At 70.6% G+C, this 11,331-nt stretch carries 10 protein-coding genes; 6 read left to right on the forward strand and 4 right to left on the reverse strand.

Annotated features, from left to right (window positions below; genetic code table 11):
• The first annotated feature begins 94 nt into the window (after positions 1-94).
• From ACYQ8L_RS08275 to trxC, 4 genes are all read left to right on the forward strand, one after another.
• Positions 95-637, forward strand: coding sequence for a 2-oxoacid:ferredoxin oxidoreductase subunit gamma family protein (locus ACYQ8L_RS08275; RefSeq protein ID WP_459941312.1), 543 nt, complete (start codon positions 95-97; stop codon positions 635-637).
• A 49-nt stretch (positions 638-686) separates the two neighbouring features.
• Complete coding sequence (locus tag ACYQ8L_RS08280; protein ID WP_459941313.1) at positions 687-1,265, forward strand: cupin domain-containing protein; 579 nt, start codon at positions 687-689, stop codon at positions 1,263-1,265.
• 559 nt (positions 1,266-1,824) lie between these two features.
• Positions 1,825-2,715, forward strand: a complete 891-nt coding sequence (locus tag ACYQ8L_RS08285; RefSeq protein WP_459941314.1) for a chemotaxis protein CheV — start codon at positions 1,825-1,827, stop codon at positions 2,713-2,715.
• 245 nt (positions 2,716-2,960) lie between these two features.
• A complete protein-coding gene (gene trxC / locus ACYQ8L_RS08290; protein ID WP_459941315.1) occupies positions 2,961-3,398 on the forward strand; it encodes a thioredoxin TrxC in 438 nt (145 codons plus the stop codon).
• Positions 3,399-3,444: 46 nt separating this feature from the next.
• On the opposite strand, the gene lptG is transcribed toward trxC, so the two are convergent.
• Together lptG and lptF are read right to left on the reverse strand one after the other, a co-directional pair.
• A complete protein-coding gene (lptG, locus tag ACYQ8L_RS08295; RefSeq protein WP_459941316.1) occupies positions 3,445-4,524 on the reverse strand; it encodes an LPS export ABC transporter permease LptG in 1,080 nt (359 codons plus the stop codon).
• Positions 4,521-5,657: an LPS export ABC transporter permease LptF gene (gene lptF / locus ACYQ8L_RS08300; protein WP_459941317.1), complete on the reverse strand. Its 1,137-nt coding sequence runs from the start codon at positions 5,655-5,657 to the stop codon at positions 4,521-4,523. Before lptF ends, lptG begins: the two co-directional genes overlap by 4 nt.
• A gap of 525 nt (positions 5,658-6,182) precedes the next feature.
• Between lptF and ACYQ8L_RS08305 the strand changes: the two genes are divergently transcribed.
• Both ACYQ8L_RS08305 and ACYQ8L_RS08310 read left to right on the forward strand, forming a co-directional pair.
• A complete protein-coding gene (locus ACYQ8L_RS08305; RefSeq protein ID WP_459941318.1) occupies positions 6,183-7,220 on the forward strand; it encodes a uroporphyrinogen decarboxylase/cobalamine-independent methonine synthase family protein in 1,038 nt (345 codons plus the stop codon).
• The gene (locus ACYQ8L_RS08310) at positions 7,217-7,711 is read left to right on the forward strand and encodes a hypothetical protein (protein ID WP_459941319.1); all 495 of its coding nucleotides are present in this window, start codon (positions 7,217-7,219) and stop codon (positions 7,709-7,711) included. Before ACYQ8L_RS08305 ends, ACYQ8L_RS08310 begins: the two co-directional genes overlap by 4 nt.
• A gap of 155 nt (positions 7,712-7,866) precedes the next feature.
• On the opposite strand, the gene ACYQ8L_RS08315 is transcribed toward ACYQ8L_RS08310, so the two are convergent.
• Both ACYQ8L_RS08315 and ACYQ8L_RS08320 read right to left on the reverse strand, forming a co-directional pair.
• Positions 7,867-8,127, reverse strand: a complete 261-nt coding sequence (locus ACYQ8L_RS08315) for a hypothetical protein (RefSeq protein WP_459941320.1) — start codon at positions 8,125-8,127, stop codon at positions 7,867-7,869.
• Positions 8,128-8,358: 231 nt separating this feature from the next.
• Positions 8,359-11,175, reverse strand: coding sequence for a heavy metal translocating P-type ATPase (locus tag ACYQ8L_RS08320; protein WP_459941321.1), 2,817 nt, complete (start codon positions 11,173-11,175; stop codon positions 8,359-8,361).
• Positions 11,176-11,331 lie beyond the last annotated feature (156 nt).

Consider the following 11,331-nt stretch of genomic DNA (forward strand, 5'->3'; position numbering starts at 1 on the left):
GAGGTGGCTGGGAAGCGGGGACCACGAGAGGTTTTGGCGTTCCGGCTTCCCAGCCTTCTAGCCTTCCAGCAGCAACCACATAGGACAGCGACCGATGCACCACGACGTGATCATGGCGGGGTTCGGCGGGCAGGGCATCTTGATGATCGGCAATCTCCTGGCCGTGGCGGGGCTCCGCCACGGGCTGCGGGTGACCTTTTTCCCGGCCTACGGGGTGGAGATGCGGGGCGGCACCGCCAACTGCACGGTGACCCTGTCGGACCGGGAGATCGGCAGTCCCGTGACCGCCCGGCCCCTGGGACTCGTGGCGATGAACGAGCCCTCGGTAGTGAAGTTTGGCCCGCGGGTGCGGCCCGGCGGGGTCGTGGTGATAAACGCCTCTATCGTCTCGGACGACGCCTTCCAGCGCGACGACGTGCGTGCGGTTCGGGTGCGCTGTAACGACCTCGCCCGGGAGCTCGGCGACCCGCGCACCGCGAGCATGATCGCGCTGGGGGCCTACGTGACGGCGAGCGGGGTGGTGCCCGTGGACGCGGTTGCCGAGGCCCTGGCTGAGGTGCTCCCCGAAAAGGCCCACAAGCTGATCCCCCTGAACCGCAAGGCCCTGGAGGTCGGGGCGTCGCAGGCGGGGGCGTAAGAAGCCATAACCCGGTGCCCTTCGAGTGCCTTCCCCGGAGGTCCAGACCATGGCCGAACGAAGCGAAACCACGGTGGGCGAGCGGATCCGCCAGGTACGGGAGCGGGCCGGCCTGAGCCTGCAGGAGCTCGCGGATCGCACGGGATACACGTCGGCCCTGCTGAACCAGATCGAGAACCACCTGGTGAGCCCGCCGCTGGGGGCCCTGGGCAAGATCGCCCACGCCCTGGGCGTGCCCCTGGGGGAACTCTGGGGCGAGGAAGCCCGGGACCCCTACACCATCGTGCGCAAAGGCGAAAGCCGCCAGGTGTCCCGGTTCGCCTCGCGGGAAGGGGTTTCGTACGGGTACACCTACGAGTCCCTGGGGTTCGGCAAAAAGGACCGCCACATCGAACCCTTCCTGATCACCCTGGAACCCCCCACGGTGCCCCACCCCAAGCCCTCGGTCCACGAGGGCGAGGAGTTCCTCCTGGTTCTCGAGGGCCGGATGGAGGTGCATCTGGCCGGCCACACCGACGTGCTGGAACCCGGCGACTCCATCCTCTACGACGCGAGCCTGCCCCACCGGGTCACCTGCCACGGCGACCAGCCCGCGAAGGTGCTGGCCGTGATCTGGCAGCCGGAGTGAGGTGGCTGGGCGGCTAGAAGGCTAGAAGGCTGGAAAGCTGGAAGGCTCGAAGCTCCCGTAGGCCGCGGGGCGAGGCCTGTTTGCAAGAACAGTAACTTCCGCATCGTCCGAGTCGGCGGGATACGGACGCTTGGGCCACGGAACCGAAGACCGCCGACCGGCGACCGCGGACCGAAGTTACCTGGAGGCTTCCCAGGGCCCCTTTGGGATCCCACTGTGCACGACCGTAACGCCCAAGTCAGGGCCCGCGGGTAGGAGCGGCGGCCGTGTCAGGTGCCAGAGGTCAGACGACAGAGGACAGGGGTTCTCTGACTTCTGACCTCTAAATTCTGACCCCTGGTACGGAAGCCGCTCCCACAGGTTGGGACAGCCGCCGGCGCTGGAATCCCAAAGGATTTTCGCGTCCTAGCGTCCCAGCCTCCTAGTTTCCCAGCTTCCTAGCCTCCGAACCTCGTAGCCGGAAGTTGCGTCGAGGTCGGATCCCCGATCAAGGTCCCCGACCCTGGTGCCGATGGAAGGAGGGCGGTTTCGGTCCCCCGTCTTCCGCGGAGGCAGCGCCATGACCCAGGGGCTCGCGAGCATTTTGACCGAGGTCGGCACCAACGAGCTCGAGGTGGTGGAGTTCTGGGTGGACGGCCGCGCCTACGCCATCAACGTGGCCAAGGTCCGCGAGATCGTCCGGCCGGTGGAGCCGACCCCGATCCCCCACGCCCACCCCTGCGTGGTCGGCATGTTCCGCAATCGCGATGCCGTGATTCCCCTGGTGGACCTGGGCCAATGGTTGGGGAGCGTCGCCCAGCCCGATCCGCGCCGGACCAGGATCATCGTGGCCGAGTTCAACCGCATGACCGTGGGGTTCCTGGTCCACGGGGTCGAGCGGATCCACCGCACAGGGTGGGGCGCCCTGGAGTCGGTGGAGAAGGGGAGCCTGGCCGCGTCCAAGGCCGCCGTGGGCATCCTGCGGCTCGGGGAGAACCGGGACCGCATCCTCCTCCTTCTCGATTTCGAGACCATCGTGGCCGAGATCTCCCCCCAGGAGGAGGCGGCCGCCGCGCTTCCCCTCGACGAGCGCCGCAGGGGGAAGCGGGTGCTCGTGGCCGAGGACTCCCGGGCCGTGCGGAAACTCCTGTGCTCGCGCCTGGAGGCGGCGGGCTACACGGTGGAGGCCGTGGCGGACGGCCAGGCGGCTTGGGAACGGCTGCAGGCTTCCCCCCGGCCGGATCTCGTCGTGTCCGACATCGAGATGCCGCGCATGGACGGGCACCACCTCCTGCGCCGGACCCGGGCCGACGAGGCCCTGCGCCGCCTCCCGGTGGTCCTCTACTCCTCCATGATCCACGAAGAGATGCGCCGAAAGGGCGAAGCCCTCGGCGCCACCGCCCAGATCTGCAAACCCGACCTCCCCGAGCTCCTCGAAACCGTCGACCGGGTCGTGTTGGAGCACCCGTAACAGCGCAAGGATCGTCCGGGGCCCCGGCGCACCGCCGGGAACCAGCAGGGTGGGGCGGGGTTGGAGCGCCGGCCTGCGCCCGCCGTGCGAGCGTCGGCCCTTGCCGCCCCGAAACCTCGTCTTATCTTTTCGACCGCAATGTTCGCCGGAACGCCTGCGGGAGCGAGGCGCTGCCAGCGCCGACAGGCGGCGAAAGGGAACTTTCCGTCGTTCGAGGTTCCGATCTTTCCAGCGAGAGGAGAGGGATGTCCGATCCGGTTCTGATCGCATGCCCCTCGTGCTCCACGCTGAACAGGGTGCCCGCCGGGCGCCTTGGAGAGCGGCCCGTGTGCGGCCGATGCCGGAGTCCCCTGTTCACCGGGCAGCCGGTGGAGCTCTCCCAGGGGTCGTTCCCCGCCCACGTGGAGAAGGCGAGCCTTCCGGTGCTCGTTGACTTTTGGGCCCCATGGTGCGGGCCGTGCCGCATGATGGCACCGGTTCTCGAACAGGCCGCGGCCGCGTTGGAGCCCCAGGTGCGGGTGGCCAAGGTGAACACCGAGGCCGAGCCCAGCCTCGCGGGCCGGTACCGCATCCAGGCCGTTCCCACCCTGATTCTTTTCCGCGGTGGCTCCGAGGTGGCCCGGCAGAGCGGGGCCATGCCCCTGCCGGCGCTCGTGGAGTGGGTTCGGGCGAACCTTCGGTAGTCGGAGCGAGCGGGCCGGGCCTTGGGCTTCCCCCGGTGGCCACCCGTTACACCATTTCTGCCCGTCGTAGGCTCCACGCACCCGCGAAAGCGAAGGCCGCCACCGGGAGCCAGGCCGCGAGCGGCGGCGGCAGCGCGCCCGTGCGGCCGAGGGCCAGGAACACCGCCTGGGCGAGGCCGAAGGCCACGGCCGCCCCGAGCGCCGCGAGGAACCCCCGGTGGCCCGAGGCCCGGGGCGGGCCGCCCACGCAGAACGCGAACCCCAGGAACGGCAGGAGCGCCGTGGCCGCGGGGAGGGCTGTTTTGGCCCAGAGGCTCACCTCGAGGTCCAGGGTGTCGAAGCCCCGGGCCCGGTAGCGCGCGATCCGGCGCCGGAGGTCCCGCCAGGTGAGGGCGTCGGCCGAGAGGTCCTCGATCACGAGGTCCTCGGGCCGCACCCCGAGGTCCCAGGCGAGGCTGTCGAACGGTTCGGGCCCGAATCCGCCCTCCCCGTCGAACTGCCGCCGCTCCCCGGCCTTGAGCACCCAGGTTTCCCCGGTCCAGCGGGCCGAGGCGGCCGTGAGCCGTTCCCGGATCGCACCCCCCTCCACCCGCGCCCACTCGACGCCCTCGAGTCGGTTCCCCCCGGGATCGATCCGGTTCACGTAGAGGAAGCCCCCCGGCACCCGAAGCCACACGTCGGTGGTGCGCACCAGGCTCGCGGCGGATTTTCCCTTGATCCGGACGTTCTTGATCTCGTGGGCCAGCGCGAACCCCCGGGGAGCCACGAGTTCCTGGAGCACGGCGTGGCCCGCGGTGAGAACGAGCCCCGCGCCCACGAACGGCACGGCCAGCCGGCGAAGCGAAAGCCCCCCGGCTCGAAGGGCGGCGAGTTCCCCCCGGCGGGCGAGCCCCGTTAGCGCAAACGCCGTGGCCAAGAGCCCGGTCATAGGCAGGATCTGGGTGAGCATCCAGGGCACCCTGGCCGCGAAAAACAGCGCCATGTCCGAGGGCTGGGGAGAATACTTGAGAATCAGCCTCAGCTTTTCGAACACCTCGACCACGAGGAAAAGCGCGAGGAACCCCGCGGCCACGGGGGCCCACACCGCCCAGAACCGGGCCGCCAGATACCGGTCCACCACCTTCACGGCTGCCCCTCCCTGCGAAGCCGAGCGCGTAGCGCGAGCCACGCCCCCTCGAGCCCCTCCTCCAGGGGCAGGGGCCGGTCCTGGTTTTTCCGGTGGCAGGCGAACGCGGTGAGCCCGGCGAGCACGGCGATGCCGCCCCACACGGCAAGTTCGGGCGGGAACGCGGAGGACCGGGCCAGGGCCTTGGCCGCGGTGAGAAGCGCGTAATGGATCACCAGAACCCCGAGGGCCAGCACGTAGCCGCGGCCCTTGCCGAACCGGGAGTGGTGGAACCCGAGGCTCCCGCCCAGGAGCCCGAGCAGCACGCACCCCACGGGCACGGAGAGCCGGCGGTGGAGCTCGAACCGGGCCTCCCTGTCGCCCCGGGCCCCGGCGGCCCACAGGGCCGGGGTGGGCAGTTCCTCCACGTCGGGGTCGGGGGTCACGCTCGGCAGGGGCAGGTCCACCCGGTACCGGCGGAACCGGACCCGCCGGTAGGGTTTGCCGGGGCCCTGGGACTCGTGGGCCTCCCCCTCCTCGAGGTCGAGGGCAAGCCGCCGCCCCTCGGCCCAGAGCCGTCCCCGCCGAGCCGCGACCCAGACCGGTCTCGGGCCGCGTTCCACCACGAGAAAGAGGTCCTCGAGTTCCCGGCCGCCGTCCCGGCTTTCGCCCGCGTAAAGGGTGATGCCGGGGGCCACCTCGGTGAACGCGCCGGCCTGGGCCATGAGCCCCACCCGGTTCTTGACGGCGTCGTAAAGCTCCTGCCGGAAGGCCCGGGCGGCCGCCGGTTGGCCCCACAGGCTCACCGCCGCGGCCAGCACCGCCACGGCGAGGCTCAGGAGCCCGAGCGGCCGGAGCGTTTGGGCGAGGCTCACGCCGAGGGCCCGCAGGGCCACGGCCTCGTTGTCGAGGCTCAAGCGGCCCGCCGCGAGCAGCACGGCTACCAGCAGGCTCACCGGCAAGAGAAGCGGCAGGAGCGCCGGGAGCGCCAGGCCCATGAGGCGCGCCACGGTGCCGAGGGGCACGCCCCGGGCCACCACCAGGTCGGCCAGGAGGAACATGCGGTGCATCACGAGCACGAACGCGAGCACCACCAGGCTCACGGCCAGGGTGGGCAGAGACAGCCGAAGGAGGTAGCGGTCGAGGACGGTCATCCTATGCTGGGCGGCTCGAGGGCTGGGAAGCTGGGAGGCGAAAAGCCTCTGGATTCCGACGGGGTCACCTGGCCGTGGCTCCTCGCGGGTGGTCATGGCGAACACGGGTCTCGATGGCTCCCGGGAGCGATCGGGGCCGGGACGGCTCTGCGCAAGAGTACCGGAACCGGGCGGTTCCACGCCACCGCACCACGAGGGGGGTGAACCCGATCCGGGACCGGTCCGGTGTGCGTTTCGGCCCGGACCGGGGTAGGATGGTAGCTTCCCAGGTCCCCTTTGGGGCCTCACTGTGCATGACAGTAACGCCCGAGTCATGGCCCGCGGGTAGGAGCGGCGGCCGTGTCAGGTGCCAGATGCCAGACGACAGAGGACAGGGGTTCTCTGATTTCTGACCTCTGATTTCTGACCCCTGGTACGAAAGCTGCTCCCACAGGTTGGGACAGCCGCCGACGCTGGAATCCCGAATGTTCCTAGCCGCCTAGCCGCCCAGCCGCCTAGCGGAAGTTACGTGCAAGGAGTCCCACCGTGCCGATTCCCGGAAACTGCCTCACCACCGCCATGGGCATTTTGCCCCACACCGACGTGGACCGGGCCCTGGAGCTCGCCCTGAGCCTGGACATCCCCTTTTGGCCCCAGTTGCCCCGGCTCTCCTACTACGAGGACATGTACGTCCAGGTGTCCGAGAACTTCCCCGGGGTGCGGATCGACGAGGAGAACCGGCGGATCGACTTCTCCACCGAGCGGTTCTACGAGGAGCTCCCGGCGTTCCTGGAACGGATGGACGACCCCGATCTCTACCGCCTTTCGGAGCGGTACTCGGTGGTCTACCGCCGGTTCCTCGAGCTCGATCTGGGCGACCGCCCGGCGATCCGGGGGCAGATGGAGGGGCCGATCTCGTTCGGGTTCAGCGTGAAGGACGAATCCGACCGGCCGCTGATCTACGACGACGAGGTGCGGGGGCTCTTGATCGAGTTCCTCGCCCGGAAGGTGAACGTGATGGGCCAGGAGCTGCGGGCCAAGAACCCCAACGCGTTCATGTTCGTGGACGAGCCGGGGCTCGAGTTCCTGTTCTCGGCCCTGGCCGGGTACACCGACACCCAGGCCCGGCAGGATCTGGACACGTTCTTCTCGCTGATCGAGGGGCGCCGGGGCGTCCACCTGTGCGGAAACCCCGACTGGGATTTCCTGCTCAACACCCCCATGGACGTGTTGAGCTTCAACGCCTTCGGCAGCGGGGAGCGGTTCGTGAACTACGCCCCGAGCCTCCGGCGGTTCCTGGACTCCGGGGGGGTGATCGGGTGGGGCATCGTGCCGGCCAACTACGACGAGTACCGGGCCACGGATCTGACCGCGCTCCTGGATCACCTGGAGCGGCTTTGGGACGCGCTGGAGCCCGCGGGCCTTACCCGGGAGGTGTTGCTGCCCCGGAGCCTCCTGCTCCCCGCCACCTGCGCCCTGGTGAACCCGGACAAGGAGGCCACCGTGGAGGCCTGCTACGAACTCCTGCGCGAACTCAGTTTCCGGGTCCGGGAACGGTACGGGCTCAAGGAGGAGACCGGATGACGGCGCGGCGGGGAAACGGTTTGCAACGGGGCCTCGGGTTGCTGCTCGGCGTGGTGCTGGGTGCGGCCGCGGCCGGGGCGGCCCCGTGCCCTCCGGGGCTCGAGGAGGCGGCCCGGGCCTACCGGGAGGCGCTGAACACCGAGCAGGAGGCGATCCGGACCTCCACGGCCGAAGCCCCGGCCGGCGTGGAGGAGACGGTCTTTTTCGAGCTCGGGGCCCACGCCTGCCACCGGGGGCCCGGGCAGGCGTACCGGGTGTACGGGCCGCCCGAGTGCGAGGAGGCCGCCGCCGGAGGCCGCGCCGCGGTGCGCTACCCCTACGAGCTGTTCTTCCGCCGGGCGCTCACCCTGGAGGAACTCTACCGCAAACCCTGGCAGCCGGGTTCCGACGGCATCCTCCGGGTGGAGTTCGAGCGGGAGGGCGACACCGACCGCTGGGTGCCGGTGGGCCGACGCGAGGTGCTGGATTTGGGTGACAAGCTGGGACGTTAGGACGGTGGGACGTTAGGACGTTAGGACGTTCCGTCCGCACGTCCCAGCGTCCGCACGGTCTTCCGTCCGCACGTCCGCGCGTCCCAGCGTCCGCACGGTCGTCCGTTCGCACGTCCGCGCGTCCCAGCGTCCGCGCGGTCCTCCGTCCGCACGTCCTACCCGTCCTGCGGCTTGTGGCAGAAGTAGCACTTCAGGTGGTCGGGGCGGACCTCCGCGTTGGGGCCCAGGTGATCCTCGGGCATGGCGGCCTCGGCCCCGGGGCCGTGGCAGCCCGGGCAGGCCGGGTAGTTTTTCCGGTCGGCGTGGGTGGCGTCGGCCGGTAGGCGCGGGGTCGAGACCGGCGGGGCGCGGAACAACACGAACAGGATCCCCGCGCACACGAGGACGAACAAGAGATGAACGTAGCGCCGGTTCATGGCGTTTCCTTTCTCGGTTCGGGTGGTCCGAACGCGGAGGAGCGCGCGCAAGGGGTTCCGACCCCCTCGGTCCGCCCTCCAGCCGTGGGGTACTGTGGCATCGGGGTTGCCTTTGAATCAAGGCTCAGCGCCACGTTTTCCCTGTTTTTCGGACGCTCGGATCACCCGGAGTGAAGCGGGTGCGTTCGAGCTTTCCAGCTTTCTCGCCTTCCAGCTTTCCAGCGTTCCCCGTCACAGCGGCGGCCGGTACCGGCGCATGGTGAGCGAGTTCGTCACCACCGACACGCTCGAGAACGCCATGGCCGCACCGGCGATCACCGGGTTGAGGAGCCACCCGGTGAAGGGGTAGAGCACCCCGGCCGCGATGGGGATGCCCACCGTGTTGTACACGAAGGCCCAGAAGAGGTTCTGGCGGATCTTGCGCAGGGTGTAGCGCGAGAGATCCATGGCCCGCACCACGTCCCGCAGGTCGTCGCGCACCAGCACCACGTCCGCCGACTCGATCGCCACATCGGTACCGCTTCCGATCGCGATGCCCAGGTCGGCCTGGGCCAGCGCCGGGGCGTCGTTGATGCCGTCGCCCACCATGGCCACCACCCGCCCCGCGGCCTGAAGTTCCCGCACCCGGGCCGCCTTGTCGGCCGGCAACACCTCGGCCAGCACCTCCCCGATGCCCACCTGGCGGGCGACGGCCTCCGCCGTGCGCCGGTTGTCGCCGGTGAGGAGCACCGTGCGCACCCCGAGCCGCTGGAGCGCGGCCACGGCTTCCGCGGCGTGCTCCTTGGGGGTGTCGGCCACGGCGACGACGCCGAGCACCCGGCCGTCTGCGGCCACGAGAAGGGCGGTCTTTCCCTCGGCCTCCAGGGGGTCGAGGGCCTCCCCCGTCCCCTGGACGTCCACGCCCTCGGCCTCGAGAAACCGCCGGGAGCCTACGCGCACGTCGCGCGCCTCCACCCGGGCCCGGATGCCCCCGCCCGGCACCGCCTCGAACGCCTCGGGCTCGGGCAGCGTGAGCCCTCGGGCCTGGGCCGCGTCGAGGAGGGCTCGGGCCAGCGGGTGTTCCGAGCGCCGCTCCGCCGCCGCCGCGAGTGTCAGGATCTCGGCCTCATCGGATTCGGAGAGGGGCACCACGTCGGTCAGCACGGGTTCCCCGCGGGTCAGGGTGCCGGTCTTGTCGAACACCACGGTGTCCACGTCGCCGGCCCTCTGGAGGGCCGCCGCGCCCTTGAAGAGGATCCCCAGCTCCGCCCCCTTTCCGGTGCCCACCATGACCGCCGTTGGGGTGGCGAGCCCCAGGGCGCACGGGCACGCGATGATGAGCACCGCGATGAAGGCGCTCAGGGCCTGCCCGAGGTCGGCCCCGGCCGGGGTCATCCAGGCGTGGAAGGCGAGCACCGCGATCGCCACCACCGCCGGCACGAACACCCGGGCCACCCGGTCAGCCAGGTTCTGGATGGGGGCTTTGGAGCCCTGGGCCTCCTCCACCAGGTGGATGATCTGGGCGAGCGCGGTCTCGCTCCCCACCCGGGTGGCCTCGAACACGAAGGTGCCGGTTTTGTTCACGGTGCCGCCGATCACGACGTCGCCGGGCTGCTTTTCCACCGGCATGGGCTCGCCGGTGAGCATGGACTCGTCCACGGCCGAGTGGCCCTCGACGACCCGGCCGTCCACCGGGATCTTCTCCCCGGGCCGCACCCTCACCCGGTCGCCCACCTCCACCTCGTCCACCGGGATCTCGATCTCCGCGCCGTCGCGAACGACCCGGGCGGTTTTGGGCTGGAGCCCCATGAGCTTCTTGATGGCCTCGCTCGTCTTGCCCTTGGCCACGGCCTCGAGGGTTTTCCCGAGCAGGATGAAAGCGATCAGAAGCCCCGCGGTCTCGTAGTAGAGGTGCCCGCCGCCCCAGAGGGTCTGATACAGGCTGTAGAGATAGGCCGTGCCCGTGCCGATGGCCACCAGGCTGTCCATGTTGGGGGCGCCGTGCCACAGCGCCCGGCCGCCGTTCACGTAGAAGTTCCAGCCCGCCACCACGATCGGGGTGCACAGGGCGAACTGGAGCCAGGCCAGCGTCTGCTCGGGCCACGGCGGCGCCGGCAGGCCCACCATGGGGCCCATGGCCAGGTAAAGGAGGGGCAGGGCGAAGGCCCAGGCCGCGGCGAGCCGAAGCTGGAACGTGCGCACCTCCCGGGCACGCAGCTCGGCCTCGGCGTCCCGGCCTTCGGCGGGAGAGGCCGTGTAGCCGAGGCGCGAGGCGGCCTCGACCATCCGGGACACCCGGGTGCGTCTCGGGTCGTAGGTGACCCGCACGGTCCCGGTGGCCAGCGCCACGCGCACGTCGTTCACGCCCTCGAGCGCCCGGAGGGCTGCCTCGAGGCGTTCGGCGTCGGCCGCGGTGGCGAGTCCGGTCACGTGGAGTTCGGCCCGCCGCTGGGCCTCCTCCTCCCGTACGTCGTACCCGGCCGCCCGCACGGCGGCCACCAGGGCCTCCCGGCTCGCCCGGGCGGGGTCGAACTCCACGTAGGCCTTCGACGCTGCGAAGTTCACGTTGGCCTTCGCCACCCCGGGGGTCTTGCCGAGGCTCCGCTCGATCGCGGCGGCGCAGGCGGCGCAGCTCATCCCGGTGAGGTCGAGGATCTCCTTGGCCAGGCTGCCGCCCGGGGGGGGCTCCGAGGCCGTCGGCTCCTCGGCGGCGGGCGCCTCCTGCCGGGCCCGGAACGCGGCGAGCACCCCCTCGGGGTCGGCCAGGAACTTCTCCCGGCACCGGGGATTGCAGAAGTAGTAGCGCCGGCCCGCGTGGTCGGCGGTTCCCCCCTTCGGGGCCGCCTCGTCCACGGTCATGTCGCAGATGGGGTCCACGCTCTTGCCGGGTTCGTCGGCCGGCAGGCCCGGCGGCGGGCGGAGGAAGGATTCCGGGTCGGCCTGGAACCGCTCCCGACACCGGGGGTTGCAGAAATAGTAGGTTGTGCCTTCGTGTTCGGCCGTTCCCCCCGGCGGCGCCTCGGGGTCGACCTCCATGTGGCACACGGGATCCACGGGACGTTCGGGCATCGGTTCTTCTCCGCGGGCTGAAACCGATCCATCGATCGGCTACTCTAACGGGTGGCGTCGGCTTCCTCCTTGGAAGCTCCGTAGGCCGCGAGGCGCGGCCTGTTTTCAAAAACAATAACTTCCGCCTCGGCCACACGGTGGGCCACCGCGGTCTGG

Source organism: Deferrisoma palaeochoriense (assembly GCF_054656955.1).